Source organism: Clostridium saudiense, assembly GCF_000577815.1.
Lineage (GTDB): Bacteria > Bacillota > Clostridia > Clostridiales > Clostridiaceae > Clostridium > Clostridium saudiense.
Window position 1 is genome coordinate 1 of record NZ_CBYM010000002.1, and the last position, 15,941, is coordinate 15,941.

At 25.9% G+C, this 15,941-nt stretch carries 15 protein-coding genes and 1 pseudogene; 6 read left to right on the forward strand and 10 right to left on the reverse strand.

Going from position 1 to position 15,941, the window contains the following annotated elements; translation table 11 throughout:
- Positions 1-315, reverse strand: a pseudogene (locus TY07_RS18235) (hypothetical protein); the annotation flags it as partial.
- 150 nt (positions 316-465) lie between these two features.
- Here TY07_RS18235 and TY07_RS01275 point away from each other — a divergent pair.
- Positions 466-984, forward strand: a complete 519-nt coding sequence (locus tag TY07_RS01275) for an NUDIX domain-containing protein (protein ID WP_042394179.1) — start codon at positions 466-468, stop codon at positions 982-984.
- A gap of 48 nt (positions 985-1,032) precedes the next feature.
- Here TY07_RS01275 and TY07_RS01280 read toward each other — a convergent pair whose 3' ends face one another.
- From TY07_RS01280 to TY07_RS01290, 3 genes are all read right to left on the reverse strand, one after another.
- A complete protein-coding gene (locus TY07_RS01280) occupies positions 1,033-2,136 on the reverse strand; it encodes a DHHW family protein (RefSeq protein WP_042394182.1) in 1,104 nt (367 codons plus the stop codon).
- A 10-nt stretch (positions 2,137-2,146) separates the two neighbouring features.
- Positions 2,147-3,523 (reverse strand): MBOAT family O-acyltransferase, encoded by a 1,377-nt coding sequence (locus TY07_RS01285; protein ID WP_042394185.1) that lies wholly within the window; start codon positions 3,521-3,523, stop codon positions 2,147-2,149.
- Positions 3,524-3,635: 112 nt separating this feature from the next.
- A complete protein-coding gene (locus TY07_RS01290) occupies positions 3,636-4,781 on the reverse strand; it encodes a tetratricopeptide repeat-containing glycosyltransferase family 2 protein (RefSeq protein WP_042394187.1) in 1,146 nt (381 codons plus the stop codon).
- A gap of 176 nt (positions 4,782-4,957) precedes the next feature.
- On the opposite strand from TY07_RS01290, the gene nadA reads away from it, so the two are divergent.
- From nadA to nadC, 3 genes are read left to right on the forward strand one after another with little or no spacing between them, the layout of a single operon-like run.
- Entirely contained in the window at positions 4,958-5,863 is a 906-nt protein-coding gene (gene nadA / locus TY07_RS01295) for a quinolinate synthase NadA (protein ID WP_042394190.1), read from the forward strand.
- A gap of 5 nt (positions 5,864-5,868) precedes the next feature.
- Positions 5,869-7,152 carry an L-aspartate oxidase gene (locus TY07_RS01300; protein WP_042394192.1) on the forward strand — a complete coding sequence of 428 codons (1,284 nt, stop codon included), beginning with the start codon at positions 5,869-5,871 and terminating at the stop codon, positions 7,150-7,152.
- Positions 7,130-7,969 carry a carboxylating nicotinate-nucleotide diphosphorylase gene (gene nadC / locus TY07_RS01305; protein WP_042394194.1) on the forward strand — a complete coding sequence of 280 codons (840 nt, stop codon included), beginning with the start codon at positions 7,130-7,132 and terminating at the stop codon, positions 7,967-7,969. The genes TY07_RS01300 and nadC overlap by 23 nt, the downstream gene beginning before the upstream one ends.
- Before the next feature lie 97 nt (positions 7,970-8,066).
- Here the strand turns inward: nadC and nagZ are convergent, their stop codons facing one another.
- The 4 genes from nagZ to TY07_RS18240 form a co-directional block, all read right to left on the reverse strand.
- The gene (gene nagZ / locus TY07_RS01310; protein WP_042394196.1) at positions 8,067-9,293 is read right to left on the reverse strand and encodes a beta-N-acetylhexosaminidase; all 1,227 of its coding nucleotides are present in this window, start codon (positions 9,291-9,293) and stop codon (positions 8,067-8,069) included.
- Positions 9,294-9,323: 30 nt separating this feature from the next.
- Positions 9,324-10,037: a TIGR01906 family membrane protein gene (locus TY07_RS01315; RefSeq protein ID WP_074431741.1), complete on the reverse strand. Its 714-nt coding sequence runs from the start codon at positions 10,035-10,037 to the stop codon at positions 9,324-9,326.
- A 204-nt stretch (positions 10,038-10,241) separates the two neighbouring features.
- The gene (locus TY07_RS01320; RefSeq protein ID WP_042394200.1) at positions 10,242-11,006 is read right to left on the reverse strand and encodes a hypothetical protein; all 765 of its coding nucleotides are present in this window, start codon (positions 11,004-11,006) and stop codon (positions 10,242-10,244) included.
- A 156-nt stretch (positions 11,007-11,162) separates the two neighbouring features.
- A complete protein-coding gene (locus TY07_RS18240) occupies positions 11,163-11,318 on the reverse strand; it encodes a hypothetical protein (RefSeq protein ID WP_172676131.1) in 156 nt (51 codons plus the stop codon).
- Positions 11,319-11,701: 383 nt separating this feature from the next.
- On the opposite strand from TY07_RS18240, the gene TY07_RS01325 reads away from it, so the two are divergent.
- The gene (locus tag TY07_RS01325; protein ID WP_042394203.1) at positions 11,702-12,880 is read left to right on the forward strand and encodes an AI-2E family transporter; all 1,179 of its coding nucleotides are present in this window, start codon (positions 11,702-11,704) and stop codon (positions 12,878-12,880) included.
- A 185-nt stretch (positions 12,881-13,065) separates the two neighbouring features.
- On the opposite strand, the gene TY07_RS01330 is transcribed toward TY07_RS01325, so the two are convergent.
- Positions 13,066-13,314, reverse strand: a complete 249-nt coding sequence (locus tag TY07_RS01330; RefSeq protein ID WP_042394207.1) for a hypothetical protein — start codon at positions 13,312-13,314, stop codon at positions 13,066-13,068.
- Positions 13,315-13,537: 223 nt separating this feature from the next.
- Positions 13,538-13,687 (reverse strand): hypothetical protein, encoded by a 150-nt coding sequence (locus TY07_RS18245; RefSeq protein ID WP_172684755.1) that lies wholly within the window; start codon positions 13,685-13,687, stop codon positions 13,538-13,540.
- Between the two features lie 318 nt (positions 13,688-14,005).
- On the opposite strand from TY07_RS18245, the gene TY07_RS01335 reads away from it, so the two are divergent.
- Positions 14,006-15,907, forward strand: a complete 1,902-nt coding sequence (locus tag TY07_RS01335) for a type I glutamate--ammonia ligase (RefSeq protein WP_042394211.1) — start codon at positions 14,006-14,008, stop codon at positions 15,905-15,907.
- Positions 15,908-15,941 lie beyond the last annotated feature (34 nt).

Below are 15,941 nucleotides of genomic sequence, written 5' to 3' on the forward strand. Positions count from 1 at the left end.
TCTTATTCCTTGTGGTCCTGTTGCTCCTGTTGCTCCTGTTGCTCCTTTAAATCCTCTAGGACCCCTTGGACCTCTACATCCACGAATACATACGCAAGAACACTCATTTTTGTCTTTATCTTCTGAACATTCAAACTTATCATACATACTAGAATTCATTTCGTAAGACATATCATTACTTCCGTTATATTTATCCAACTGTTCATCTTCTAATTGTTCATCCTCTAGTTCATCATAAGAATGATAACTGCTTCTCCTACTCATTAATATATTTTTTCTTGACATATTATTTCTCATATTCCTATACATTGTCATCTTTTTCCTCCTTAGTATTAATAATCTTACTAAATTTTCCTATACTTTATATTATGTATATACCAATCTATTGTTACTTAATCTTTTACAAAAACATATATTTTTTATAAGGTATGATATAATAATCAATAAAACTATTCGGAGGCAACTATGAAATTTTATGAAAAAACTATTTCTAAAAAATTAATTTATTCTGGTAATTATTTGAAAATATCAAATATTGAAGTAGAACTTCCAAACGGAAAAATAACTACTAGAGATATTATCAATCACCCAGGAGCTTGTGCTATAATTCCATTTATAGACGATAATACAATTTTATTAATAGAACAATTCCGTAAACCATTGAATAAAACCATTTTAGAAATTCCAGCTGGAAAACTTAGTGAAAATGAATCTATTTTAGATTGCGCACATAGGGAACTTGAAGAAGAAACAGGCTATATAGCAGAAGAAATGACTTATCTAGGCAGTATTGCAACAGCTCCTGGATTTTGTGATGAAATTATTCATTTATTTAAGGCAACAAACTTATCATTAGGAAATAAATGTTGCGATGAAGATGAATTTACTGAAGTTAAATCTTTTAATTTAGATGAAGTAAAGTCAATGATTAAATCAGGTAAAATCATTGACACAAAGACAATTAGTATACTTGCATATCTATAAAAATATGCACTAATTCTTACTTATATGGATTAGTGCATATAAAACAAATCAATATTTAATTTTTAATATATTATTATCTGTAGCTAAATTTATAAAATTATATAAAATTATAATATTATCAAAATTATTTTCATTGATATAATCACTTATTTTACCATTAAAACTTCTTAAATCAATAACGTGTACTTCTTCAAAATTTTGTGTTAGAAATGGAACTAATGAATTTGCAAAAGAGTCTTTTATAACTAAGATATTTTTATTATTTTGCAACTTACTATTTTTTATTATAGTTAATGAATTATTTCCTCTTAAAAACAAAGAATATTTATCTCTCAATTCTGCTTTAGATATATCATAGATAGAATCATACTTTCTATCTCCAACAATATCCATTTCTAAATTATAAAACTCATAATATGTAAGTATATCTCCTTGTATATTAAATGGCTTAGCCTTAGAAAAATATGAACCATAAAACTCATCTAAAATAACACTATTATAGTTACTTAAATCTATAGGATAAAAACCTATTGATTCCATAAAATCACAATAAGCTAAATATGCACCATACGTTGTCCAATGATGATCTGTATTATAGTAAATATACTCATTTTTTTTATTTATAAACTCATCTAATACATTAATATTATTTGAATAAATTAACTTTGAATAAATTTTATTTATTATTTCAGTCTGATTAACTTGTTGTGATCCTTTAGGTAAATCTTCTCTGTATATCTCATATGAATTTGGAACAATCATTAAAGATACCTTATCAATATATTTTTCACTAAATTTACTTATAGCTTCGACATTATTTTTAAGTCTTTCTTCATTAAAAGAATCAAATTTTTCAAAAAGTCTTTTATTTCTCCCATATATAATTCCGTTATTTTCAATCTTTCCAAGTAAATATTCACTCATCGACTTTATACTTATCCATTCATCTCTTAATGGTATTTGATCATTTATATATTTCTCATATTCTTCTTGAAATTTTCCATTAATGAATTTTTCAACTGAAAACTTAGCCTTAGATTTTAAATTTCTATTTTCAAACTCTGAAAATATTTTATCTTTATCAAAAAAACTAATTACTGTTAATGTTAAAATAATTATTGTAAATCCGTATAATAAATATTTTCTTTTCATCAAACTCCCCCTAAAATCTGAAATATAGAAATGGATTATATGATGAATCAACTAAATAAGCTATTGATACTAAAAAGATCATAAGTATAATTACAGTATCAATTACATCATTTTTAATAAATTTCTTATATAATTTCTTAGGAAAACTAGTAGAAAATATAATTGCAATAATAAAAACTATAGCATAGTTTCTAAGATAATAAATCCATTCGTTACCTATATTAAAACTAAACATCTGTTTAAATAATAATTTTATTTGAGCTAAATCAACTACAGCAAACAATACCCATCCAATTAAAATAAAGAATATAGCATATATATGTGAAATAAACTTATTATTATTTAAAAATTTTAAGAGACCTGCCTTCTCAATACTTATTAATAAAAAAAAGTATAATCCCCATAATATAAAATTATAACTTGCCCCATGCCAAAATCCTGTTAAAAACCAAACAATAAATAAATTAAAATATAGTCTTACTTTCCTTACCCTATTACCACCTAATGGAATATAAACATATTCTTTAAACCATTGTCCTAATGTAATATGCCACCTTCTCCAAAATTCACTAATGCTTTTTGATTCATATGGATAATTAAAATTTATAGGGAAATTAAACCCCAATATTTTCCCAAGACCTATTGCCATAAGTGAATATCCACTAAAATCAAAATATATCTGTAATGCAAATGCTATTATACCCATCCAAGCAAGAATTGTACTTATATTACTAAATCCCATTACTTCAACTTCTGTCCAAAGGCTTCCTATATTATTTGCAATAATAACCTTGCTACTTAACCCTAAAATAAATAACCTTATTCCCTCTTGAATTGCATCTAAATTAACTTTTCTAGACTTCAATTCCCTATTTATATCAGTATATTTTACTATTGGCCCTGCTATAAGTTGCGGAAATAAACAAACAAATGCCCCAAAATCAATTATATTTTTCTCTGGTTTAACTTTTTTTAGAAATACATCTATCGTATATGACATAGTTTGAAAAGTATAAAAACTTATTCCTAAAGGTAATGTTATTTTTACATAACTAAGTGACATATTAAAAATACTATTTATATTTTCTATAAAAAAATTAATATATTTAAAGAAAAATAAAATTCCTATATTAAATGTTATCGATATACACAAAAGTATAATCCTAATCCTTTTACTTTTATTATTTTTATCGATACCAAGACTTATAAAATAATCTACAAATATAGATGCTAACATAAGTACAAAATACTTAGGCTCCCCCCACGAGTAGAAAACTAAACTTAATATTAACAAACTAAAATTTCTAAACTTTTTTGGTGTTAAAAAGTAAATACCCATAGAAATTGGTAAAAATCTAAATATAAATAAAATACTACTAAAAACCATTCTAGTCCCTCTTCCTTCATAATGTCTTCGAGTTTAGATTATAATAAAATTAAACTCGAAGACTTGTTCTTTAATTAGACAAATTATCCTAATGGTTTGTTCCCTTAATCTTTTATATATACTTGATATAATCACATGCCTTTAAAGGATATTCTAATGTAGGCGCTTTTGAATTTAATCTTTTATATGCATCTTCAAATATTTTCCTATTATATACTACCTTGTCAGAATCGCCCATAAAAGTTGCTGTTAGCTCATTAAAAAAATATGAACAATCAATTTTTCCTAAATTATAATAACAAACACAAAGCTGCAAGCTTGGAATCCAAGTATAATAAGCACTATTTGATAAAGATGGATTTCCCTTATCAGGTATACAATCTAACGCTGTTCTATACCAAAATATAGCTTGATTGATATTATTTTTCTCAAAAAAATATTCAGCTAAACTACAAACAATTTCAGCAGTAGGAGCGTCTATCTTAAATGCTTCAAAAACGATATCTGGTACCTTTTCTTTTTCATTTAATACTTTATAACAATTTATAATCCTAAAATAAGCTCCTTTTACATCCTCTATCCATCCTTGATTAGTTTCAATAAATTTTCTATATTCATCTATTGCTTCTTTATAATGCCCATTATCCATCAATTCATTAGCATAATAGTACATATCCCTTGGAGAAAATTTTTCATTCTTCTTCTCCATTTCCTTAAATATTTGAAAATTTCTATCGGTATATGCTTTAACTTTTCCATGCTCTATTGCAAAATCACCTTCTAATCCTCTTCCATATACCGCTAAATACTCATGAACCTTTCCTATCCACTTAAAATTTTTTTCTCTTTTAACAATTCTATTTCTTCTTAAAACAGAAGATACTTTACCCTCATTATTTCTTGCTAATATATATTCACCGCTTATATAATCATAACTAGTATCTAAATGTTCTAATAGATTTTCTATCTTAGTAATATCTTCACTATTTATAAAATCATCCCCATCTAACCATAGTATATAATCACTAGTAGCTTTTCTAAAAGAAAAATTTCTTGCAGCTGCAAAATCATTTATCCATTTAAAATCATATATCTTTGCATTAAAGCTTTTTGCAATTTCTTTAGTTTTATCCTTAGATCCTGTATCTACTATTATAATTTCGTTTATAAAAGACTTTACTGAATTTAAACATCTCTCTAAGGTTCTCTCTTCATCCTTAACTATCATACATAAACTTAAAGTAACTCTTTTTTTCATATATAATTCTTACCTCCAAAATACTACTTATATTATGATACGAATAATTTTTAAAAGATGTCCAAATTTATTATAATTTTACTTTTTTAATTAATTTTTCATCTATTGAAAGCTGTATATTTTTATGATAATCTAATGTATATACACATGTAAATAATTTAAGAGGAAGTGTGAAAATGAGCTTAAAAGAAGAAATATTAAAATTAAAAAAAGAAAAGAACGCATTAATAGTTGCTCATCTTTATCAATGTGATGAAATTCAAGAAATTGCCGACATAGTTGGTGATTCCTATTTTTTAAGTAAAAAAGCCATGGAAAGTGATAAAGATTTAATAATATTTTGTGGAGTAAAATTTATGGCTGAAAGTGCTAAAATACTTTCACCCCATAAAAAAGTTCTTATTCCTTCAAATGAAACAACCTGCCCTATGGCTGACATGGCTTTAGTTGATCGTTTAGAAAATTTAATGGACAAGCATCCTAATGCTAAAGTTGTGAGCTATATTAATTCTAATTTAGATATAAAGGCCTTATCAGATGTATGTGTTACATCATCATCTGCCATTGATATATTAAATAATCTTGATACAGAAGAAATAATTTTTTTACCTGATAGAAACTTAGGAAGCTACTTACAAGAACAGCTTCCTAATAAAAACTTTACTTTATATCAAGGCTTCTGCCCTACTCATGAAAGAATAGAAAAAGAGGAAATTATCGAACTAAAAAAGGAATATCCAGATTATCTCATTTTAGTTCATCCCGAATGTAACAAAGATGTTAGAGATTTAGCTGATTTTATAGGAAGTACATCTGAACTAATTAATTATAGTGCCTCTTCAAGTTCCAATGGATTTATTGTTGTAACCGAAGAAGGTGTATTATATGAAATGAAATTAAAAAGTCCTACTAAAACATTTATTACTACTAAAACAGGAATGATATGTCCTAATATGAAAAAAATATCTCTTAATGATTTATATAATTGTTTAAAAAATGAGGAATTTGAAGTTCATATTGACGAGGAACTTAGAGTAAAAGCTCATAAAGCCCTAGAAAATATGCATCTTCTATCTGTATAGCAATTATGAATTATGATGTTTTAATAGTTGGCACTGGTATTGCAGGCCTTTATACTGCACTTAATTTAAGAGATGATATTAGGATTTTAATGATTACTAAGAATTCCTTTAGAGACTGTAATAGTTATCTTGCTCAAGGTGGTATTTCAACTTCCCTTGGTCTTTTTGATGAAGAAAATTATTTTAATGATACAGTAAAAGCAGGAAATTATCATAATGATACTAAAGCTGTTAAATTATTAATAAAAAATTCAATTGAAAACATTAATACTTTAATTAAGCTTGGAGTACCATTCGATAAAACTAAAGAAAAATTAAATTATACACGCGAAGGTGGCCATAGTGAATTTAGAATTGTCCACGTTAAAGATGAAACTGGAAAGTCTGTAACCGAAACATTATTAAATATTGTATCTAAAAAAAGAAATATTACTATGCTTGAAAATACTGCATTAATAGATTTAATATGTAAAGATAATACATGCTATGGCGGTATTTTGAGAGATTCACATAGAACTTATAAAGTAAATAGTAAATTCACTATTTTGGCTACTGGTGGTATTGGGGGTATTTTTAATTCAACTACTAATGTTGAATATTTAACTGGTGATGGCTTAAATATTAGTTTAAAACATAATATTGAAATTAAAGATATGGAGTACTTGCAATTACATCCTACTGTATTATATGAACCTGATGTAAAGGGTAAAAAATTACTCTTATCAGAATCTTTGCGTGGTGAAGGCGGAATAATAGTTAACCAAAATAAAGAAGTATTTATTAATCCGTTACTTCCTAGAGATATTGTATCTACTTCAATATTAAATGAAATATCTAAAACTCCTACTAATCCTTATGTCTATCTTGATATGACAAAGAAATCTAAAGAATTTTTAATGTATAGATTTCCTTTTCTTTATAATGAATGCCTAAAAAGAGGCTATAAAATGGATAAAGATTTAATACCTATAGCTCCTGCCCATCATTATTGTATGGGTGGAATCAAAGTTGACTTATTCTCTAGAACATCAATGAATAATCTTTATGCCGTTGGTGAAGCTAGTTGTACTGGAGTTCATGGAAGTAATAGACTTGCTAGTAACTCATTACTGGAAGCTTTAGTATTTGCAAAGCAAGCATCTGAAAATATTAATTCTAAAATAAATGAAATTCATTATAAAGATATTATTTTTGAATCTGAATCTTATGCACTAGATTCTTATGACGAATTGATAAGCTATTTAAAAAGAAAGGTGGACAATAAATATGCTAAATTATTCAATTGTTGATAAAATAATAAAAAATGCACTAGAAGAAGATATTCCTTATGGAGATATTACTGCTTCTTCTGTTATAACTAGTGGATCTAAAGCAAAAGCTTCTCTCATTGCTAAAGAAGATGGAATTATTTGTGGATTACCTATTTTTGAAAGAGTATTTAATCTGCTAGGTGAAGTCGAGTTTACCGCCTTTATTAATGAAGGTTCTAATATTACTAAGGGTGATATAATAGGTGAAATTCAAGGAAATGCTCTTAATATTTTAATGGGTGAAAGAGTTGCTTTAAATTTACTTCAAAAGATGAGTGGAATTGCAACCTTAACTAATAAATATGTATCAAAACTTAAAGGTCTTAACACAAAGCTTTTAGATACACGAAAAACTACCCCTAACCTTAGAATATTAGAAAAATATGCTGTTAAGATTGGTGGTGGAAATAATCATCGTTTTTCACTATCTGATGGTATTTTAATAAAAGATAATCATATTGGATATGCAGGTAGCATAAAAAATGCAATTGCCTTAGCTAAAAGCAACTGCTCATTTGTAAGAAAAATAGAAGTAGAAACTGAATCAAAAGAAGAAGTTCTTGAAGCTCTTGATGCTGGTGCAGATATTATTATGCTTGATAATATGACCCCATCCCAAGCTAAAGAAATGGTTGAATTAATTGCTGGAAGAGCTATTACTGAATGCTCCGGTAATATAACATTAGAAACAGTTAGAAGTTATGCACTATCTGGTGTTGATTTCATTTCCTCCGGTGAATTAACCCATTCTGTTAAAGCTTTTGATATTTCTTTAAAGAATTTTACTAGAATATAATAATTAAAGTCGGTGTATGAAATAACATATATGCTGTTAAATAAACATGCTACAGTATATATTTATACTAAATACTTCATATTAACCGACTTTATTTTTAAAATAAATTATTAATTTTATTATTTATTTCTTCAATCCCTATTGAATTCATTTTAGTTGTGTCACTTAAATCATATTTATTTTTTAGTGATAAAATTCTATATACACTTTCATCTAATCTTTCTTCTGTAATCTCACCTGAATTAACAGCCTCACTAATAGAGGTCAATACCTTAATTTCATTATCATATCCATGACAAACTAATATTATATCTACGCCTGCATTAATAGCTTTTACAGAAGCTTCACCAATATCATAATTATCCATAATTGCTGCCATAGTCATATCATCTGATATAACCACACCCTTAAAGTTCATTTCATCCCTAAGAATATCTGAAACAATTTTCTTAGACATGGTAGCAGGATTTTCTGAATCTATATTTTTTAATAAAATATGAGATACCATAATTGCATCTGCTCCACTATTTATAGCATTTTGGAATGGAATAAACTCTAGCTCTTTTAGTTCATTTAAACTTTTTTCAACTAGTGGTAATCCATAATGTGAATCTACACTAGTATCTCCATGTCCTGGAAAATGCTTAACAACCGGAATAACATTATTTTCATTGATTCCTTTCATAACACTTATTCCTAAATTAGAAACAATATCTGCATCTCTACCAAATGCTCTACTTCCTATTACTGTATTATTAGGATTACTTAAAATATCTAATACCGGTGCATAATCCATATTATAACCCATTAATTTTAATTCATTAGCTATTATTTCTCCAACTTCATAACACATTTCTTTATTATTATATGCTCCAATAGAAAGACTTGATGGTAGTTTTAAAAACTCATTTGGAGTTCTAGAAACTACTCCCCCCTCCTCATCAACAGATATAAATAAAGGTATCTTATTATTCATATTAGATAATTTTATATTATTTATAAGTTCTGTAACTCCATTTAAGCTTTCAACATTATTTCCAAATAATATTACTCCTCCTATATACGAAGTTTTAATTAAATCATTTATATTTTCATCAACACTAGTACCATTAAAGCCAACAATCATTAATTGGCCAATTTTCTCGTTTATACTCATACTATCAATTAATTCTTTAATCTCATCTCTCTGCGTCTTAATTTCTTCTTTTTTATTTATATCATCTTGTAAATGTTCCTCTTCATTTCTCTTAGTATTATCCATGCATGCTATAAGAAGTATCAGCATAGTAAACAAAATTGCTGAAACTCCAATTTTCTTCTTCATACTTTTCCTTTCTTAGAATATATATTATTTCTATTTTATTATCATTTTTTCTGAATAAGAGAAAGCACTTCCCCTAACTATTTTTCTTTTATTAATTTTAATAATAACCGATATACTTAGTATTATAACCAAAATAATTAAAGCATATATTATAAACAACTCTTCTGGTAATGCATTTATAATAGGATCGGTACTAGGATCAAATATCCAATAATCATTATTAAATATAATCTTATGGAATAATGTAAAAGCCTTAGAAAAGTCTATTAAAATAGCTGCTATTATAAATCCAAAAAAGCAAATCAAAATATTTGCACCTAAATTAAGATTATTAATAATATTTATTTTAAACTCTTTTTTATTTTCTATTTTACTAAAAACGATATAACCAGTAATAAACAGCAAAAAAATTATTGATATAATTATAAGAACTATAAAAATATCTTTAACTTCTTTAAAATGAATTTTTCCATATTCACTCATAACAAAATTTGGTAAAACCAATTTTGAATCAAAAGGATTTTGTAGATAGTTAATAATCTTACTATAATTTAAAAATAAATCATTCGATGATATACCAGTTACAGAAACTAAATTATACTTTTCTATAATAATTTTATATATAAATTTCATATTTAATGCCATAATGGTTGAAATTGATATTATTGATATAGCTGTAAATATTCCCATAATAGTATTTACACTAAATTTTATTATATTACTTTTATTTAAATACCCTCTCATATCATCACCTCTCATCAATTATATCATATTCCACTTTACATTGTATTTTTATTTAATTATGTAATTATATGGTTTCAAAATGCACTATTCACTTTTTACAATAAAAAATGGCAAATTATAGATAAAATTCAATGTTTAATCTATAATTTACCATCAGTTTTATATCTTAAAAGTTATTATAATTTTTATGTATTATTTATATTATTATTTTATATTTTCTAAAAAACACTTATCTTTTTCTTTTTTATCTCTAGTATCAAATGGATTATTAATAAGCGCCTTACAATAAAGACTTGGATAATTTTTACTTAAATATTTCATATACTCAGCCCATTCGATTGTTAAATACTTATATACTGCCATTAAATCTTTTTCTATATGCATTATTTCATATCTTTCAATTTCATCACAATATCTTGTATCTAATTCTTCCTTTAAATGCATTATAGTCATTAACATTTCAGTAAATGTTTCGTGCTCTAATAAATTCCCATTTGAAATTAAATTAATAAGTAAATCCTTATTATCATCTAATTTATTTTTTATATCTCCTAAATTTATTTTATCAATATTTAGTTCATAATCATAATTTAAAATATCTTCGTGCAATTTAGAAAAAGATTGATCATTCCATGTATCAGAGTTTATAGTTCTATGATTAGCCATTACTCCATGTGCATCACCTTTAACTATATCTGATAACAACTTAGTTCCAAGCTCTGTATAAAATAATCCAATAAGCATATTAAGCTTTTCTAATAAATGCTCTTTCTCTCTTCTTTCTAATATCCTCTCAATTACAATTGTAGTTAAAAATACTTCTAAAGGTATAAATGCAATATCCGCAAATAAAAAAATCATCGTATGATGCACATCTTTAAAAATTACAACATGTAAGTAGTGTAGTAATATTGATAGTATTACAAGTCCAGATCCTATCAATATTGTTTCTTTTGTTCTTTTACTCAAATTTTATCCTCCATATACTACTAGTAAATTTATATAAGATATAGTATATCAGCTTGTTTATTAGTAGTAAAGTTATGTTATACGTTATCATAGAGACTGTATCTTTTTAGATACAGTCAACTCTTTATTTATTCAACACGTATTTTTTATTCTACTTTATTGTAACTCATCTTCATCATAATGATTTGATACAAATACATCTGAAGGATCAATTCCAAGTTCCTCACAAGCCTGACTCAAATTACATCCCATTTCATCCATATATTTAGCGACATATGCATTAACATCAATTTGTGAATAAACATTTTCCATACCAAATTCCTCCTAAAAATCACTTAATTATTATCTGTTTTGATAATTTTATTTTTGTGTATCAAAATAACTATTATTTCTAATACTGATTCTATTATATATAATGTTTTAAAAAAATATTCCTTTCTTACCACCTCCCTTTATTTAATATTTTGAAAAAATTCTGATAATTAGTATTTTCAACCTATCTTCTAGATTTCCTGCTAAAAAATATTTTTATTGGTATTACTTTTTAGATTTTATTATTTTCTACTATAAATTACTTAGTTTTTCACTTTATTTGATAAATTTACAAATAAATAATAATTAATCCTTAAATTTAATTTACTTATGTTATACTATATCTTATATAAAATAATAAAATTTTTGAAGGGTGGTAAGTCATGAAAATACACTTTGATAAAAAGCTATTGAAGTATTCAATATATGTCACTTTAACAGCTATAGCTATATTTTTAGCTTTAACTATAATGTCCAATATAGGGACAATATTTACAACTATTTTTTCTATTATCGGAAATTGCCTTAGCTTGATAAAACCTCTGCTTATTGCAATAATAATTGCCTATTTACTCTTTCCCTTAACAAGGAGCATCGAGAATTTTTTAAGAACTAATACTATTTATAAAGTAAAAAAGCAAGGAAACAGAAGAATGATTGCAATTATATCTTCCTATCTTCTTATAATTGCTATAGTATTAGCTATTATTTGGGGAATCTACTTTATGATAGGCGGTCAATTATCTAAAAGCACAACGCTTACTAACATAATAAATGATATATCTTCATATTTAAATTCCAATTCATTTACAACATCATCAATAAAATCAACTTTAGAGAATTTAAATATTTCATTTATTGATAAACTAGAACCTTATATAATTCAAATTGTTGATACTGTTCAAAAATATATAATTAATAACCTTGGATTAATGACATCTAATATAATGTCTATAGGAAGTAGTATTGCTACATTCTTTATATCAATTATCATAAGCATATATATCCTAAAAGATTCTGAATACTTTATTGGTCTTTGGAAAAAACTTTATTCTTTAATATTTAAAGATACTGTTGCCGGTAAAAAATGCTCTGAAATTTTTTCAATAATCAATGATGTATTTTCAAAATTTATCCGTGGGCAATTATTAGAAGGCTTCTGTGTGGGTGCACTATCTGCAATTGCGCTATCAATTGCTAGAATAGATTATGCAGTTGTTATAGGTATTATTGCTGGTATATGCAATATGATTCCTTATGTAGGTCCTATTGTTGGAACAATATTAGCAGCCGTAATGGGATTATTAAGTGGAAGCCCTATAAAAGTATTATATGCAATAATAGCAATGCTTGTAGTTCAACAAATTGATAATAATTTTTTAGCTCCAAAAATAGTTGGGCAAAGCGTAGGACTTCATGCGGTATTTACTATGATGGCTATTTTAATAGGTGGTAATATAGGTGGATTAATCGGAATGCTAATTGCAGTTCCAATTGCAGCTTCTATAAGAGTTATATTTAATAAATGGTACGATAATTACACATCTTCTAGAATTAACTAAATTATATATTAATTAAATTTACTAATTTAATACTTATTATGAAAAACTGCATTAAGAAATTGAAGCAAATACAATAAGCTTCAACTCTTTAGCAGTTTTTCTTTTAATAAGATTATAAAGTCTTAAGTAAAATCATATAATTTATAGATTTGATATGATTTAGCTTTTAATTTTATACATTAAAACTATATTAAACAACTTAAAAGCATAACCAATAATCCACTTCCAATAACAATTTTATCTCTATCTATTTTATCATTTCTTAATGCGGAATCTAAAAATCCTAGCACTATTATTATACTACCTACATATAATAGTATGTCCCCATACTTTATAAAAAATATTTTCGATACAAGTATACTTATTACTAATGCTAAAATAACACTTCCTCCAATAAATATTTCATCCTTTAGTCTTTTAAAATATACCCCCATCTTTATTCCCCCTAATATAAATTTTACTTATTAACGATTTCTCACCTTCTACTTTTCTTTTTATCAATTAATAAAATATATTTTTAATAATTTATCATTATTATTTATTTATATATATTATTTTATCATATATATATTCTATTTTCAAAATTTTTACAATTATTCTTATTATAAAAAAATCCTTTATATAGATATATTTAGCATCTATATAAAGGATTTTTAATTATGTATCTAATTTAGTTATCGTTCTCTTACCATCGCATATCCATCTTATTTTATTATTGCATTTATCACATGTAATAATTCCATTAGCTTCACACTCTGGTTCTTCAAATATAATTTCCCCACACTTAGGACATAAAACTTTTTCCATAATCAATCACTTCCTTCTTAAGTACTAATTTTAATATATTAATTATTTTTATTTTAACCTTTTTATACAAATTTAAACAGTTCTTTATATAAGTATATAAAATTTATGCTATAATTTGTAAATAAGAATAATTTACAAAAAAATTGATATTTTATTATAATATAGCAATAAATGTATTGACATAATTAACAAATTTATAATAAAATCACTATAAGGAATTTCCGAATGTTTTTAAACTTTTACCATCTATCATTCGACTAATATAAGAAAGGATGTGAGTATATTTCATAGCGTTTTAACTGTTGTGAAATTAAGCTTATGATTGATAACTTACTTTATACCATACCAAAAGAAAATCATACAAAAGAACAAGTAAAAGAAATATTAACTAACCATCCCGAAATCAAATTTGTTTCATTTGTTGGAATTGACCTTTCAGGAAATGATACTGATGAAAAAATACCAGTAAACTTATTTTTAGATGATCTTGACTCATTCCTTCATGGAGTTGCAGTTCAAACTGATGGTTCATCAGTTGTTTTACCTGGAATCGCCACATTAAATAATGCAAAAGTAGATATGATTGCTGACTTACATAGCAAATGGTTTGTTGATTACAATTATGATTTTATAGATTCTGCAACAAATAAACCAGTTGGTACATTAAGAATTCCATGTTTCTTATATCACGATAATAAACCTGTGGATTCTAGAAATATTTTACACAATGCAGTTAAAACATTTAAAGATACTTTATGGAATATATTTGATACAAATCCTGAAGTATTAGATATTTATGACATAAAAAAAGATGATATAGATGAAATAGTTATTACTTCTGCTACTGAATTAGAATTTTGGGTTAAAACTCCAAACAGTGATGCAGAATTAGAAGAATTATCTACTTCTCAAGTACTTCATGAACAATACTGGACAAGAACTAAAGGTAAAGTTCGTACTGCTTTAGAAGAAACTTTACTATTAATGGAAGCTTACGGATTTGAACCAGAAATGGGACATAAAGAAGTTGGTGGAGTTAGAGCTAAATTAGATTCTTCTGGTAATTTTGATCATGTAATGGAACAAATTGAAGTTGATTGGAAATATTCTGATGCAGTTCAAGCAGCTGATAATGAATTATTCATTAAAATATTAGTTCAAGAAACTTATAGAAGATATGGATTAGATGTTACATTTATGGCTAAACCCCTTGATGGTGTTGCTGGTTCAGGTATGCATGTACATTTAGGAATTAGCTTAAAACTTAAAAATGGTAAGAGAATTAACTTATTCCATACAACTAAAGATCACTTCTTAAGTGTTCTTGGATATGGATCTCTTATGGGATTACTTAAAAACTATGAAGTTATGAATCCATTTATATCTTCAACTAATAACTCATTAAAAAGATTAAAACCTGGATTTGAAGCACCAGTTTGTATAGTTACTTCTCTTGGATTATCTCCAAGTAATCCTTCGAGAAATAGATCTATATTAGTTGGTCTTATTAGAGATTTAGCTAATCCTTTAGCTACAAGATTTGAACTTCGTTCACCAAATCCACATTCAAATGCTTATATAACTATAGCTGTATGTTATATGGCAATGCTTGATGGTATTCTTTATGCGGTTAACAATAAAAAGACTGATGATGAGCTTTTAGCTGAACTTTCAAAAGAATATGGTGAAGAAGCCGATTACTTAGAAAAAGATAGAAAATATAGAGCTGAAGAAGATGTATTTGAAGACTTTACTGAAGAAGAAAGAAATAAATACTTCAGCAAAGCACCAGCAACAATCTATGAAAACATTACTGCATTAGATAGATATCCTGAAAAAGTAGAAGTTTTAAAGAGAAATGATGTGCTAACAGATCAACTTATTAACAGTTTTAGAATGGCAACTATTAAGAGATGGAAAATGGAAATATCTCATAGAATAGTAAATAAATTTACTGCTGAAATCAGAGCTTGTAAATGCCTTCATGATGCAAATAAAGCACTAGATTTAGACTTAACTAACTGGACTAAAATTCACGAATTAAGATTATATATCATGAAGGATACTAATTTTACAAAATCTCTTTTCACAAGACTTAAAGACGCAATTGTGGAGAACAATTTAGAGCTTGCTTCTGATTTATATTTAGAATTAGAAGATAAAATGAGCTTATTAAGAAATATGTACTCTTCATATAAAAAGAATCTTTTAGATATTTAGCAAAAAAAGAACTGCCAAATGGCAGTTCTTTTTT

What these genes read in the sequence shown, in the direction of transcription:
- TY07_RS01275 (WP_042394179.1), top strand. Translation starts at nt 466, where the DNA reads ATGAAATTTTATGAAAAAACTATTTCTAAAAAATTAATTTATTCTGGT.
- TY07_RS01280 (WP_042394182.1), bottom strand. Translation starts at nt 2,136, where the DNA reads ATGAAAAGAAAATATTTATTATACGGATTTACAATAATTATTTTAACA.
- TY07_RS01285 (WP_042394185.1), bottom strand. Translation starts at nt 3,523, where the DNA reads ATGGTTTTTAGTAGTATTTTATTTATATTTAGATTTTTACCAATTTCT.
- TY07_RS01290 (WP_042394187.1), bottom strand. Translation starts at nt 4,781, where the DNA reads ATGAAAAAAAGAGTTACTTTAAGTTTATGTATGATAGTTAAGGATGAA.
- nadA (WP_042394190.1), top strand. Translation starts at nt 4,958, where the DNA reads ATGAGCTTAAAAGAAGAAATATTAAAATTAAAAAAAGAAAAGAACGCA.
- TY07_RS01300 (WP_042394192.1), top strand. Translation starts at nt 5,869, where the DNA reads ATGAATTATGATGTTTTAATAGTTGGCACTGGTATTGCAGGCCTTTAT.
- nadC (WP_042394194.1), top strand. Translation starts at nt 7,130, where the DNA reads ATGCTAAATTATTCAATTGTTGATAAAATAATAAAAAATGCACTAGAA.
- nagZ (WP_042394196.1), bottom strand. Translation starts at nt 9,293, where the DNA reads ATGAAGAAGAAAATTGGAGTTTCAGCAATTTTGTTTACTATGCTGATA.
- TY07_RS01315 (WP_074431741.1), bottom strand. Translation starts at nt 10,037, where the DNA reads ATGAGAGGGTATTTAAATAAAAGTAATATAATAAAATTTAGTGTAAAT.
- TY07_RS18240 (WP_172676131.1), bottom strand. Translation starts at nt 11,318, where the DNA reads ATGGAAAATGTTTATTCACAAATTGATGTTAATGCATATGTCGCTAAA.
- TY07_RS01325 (WP_042394203.1), top strand. Translation starts at nt 11,702, where the DNA reads ATGAAAATACACTTTGATAAAAAGCTATTGAAGTATTCAATATATGTC.
- TY07_RS01330 (WP_042394207.1), bottom strand. Translation starts at nt 13,314, where the DNA reads ATGGGGGTATATTTTAAAAGACTAAAGGATGAAATATTTATTGGAGGA.
- TY07_RS18245 (WP_172684755.1), bottom strand. Translation starts at nt 13,687, where the DNA reads ATGGAAAAAGTTTTATGTCCTAAGTGTGGGGAAATTATATTTGAAGAA.
- TY07_RS01335 (WP_042394211.1), top strand. Translation starts at nt 14,006, where the DNA reads ATGATTGATAACTTACTTTATACCATACCAAAAGAAAATCATACAAAA.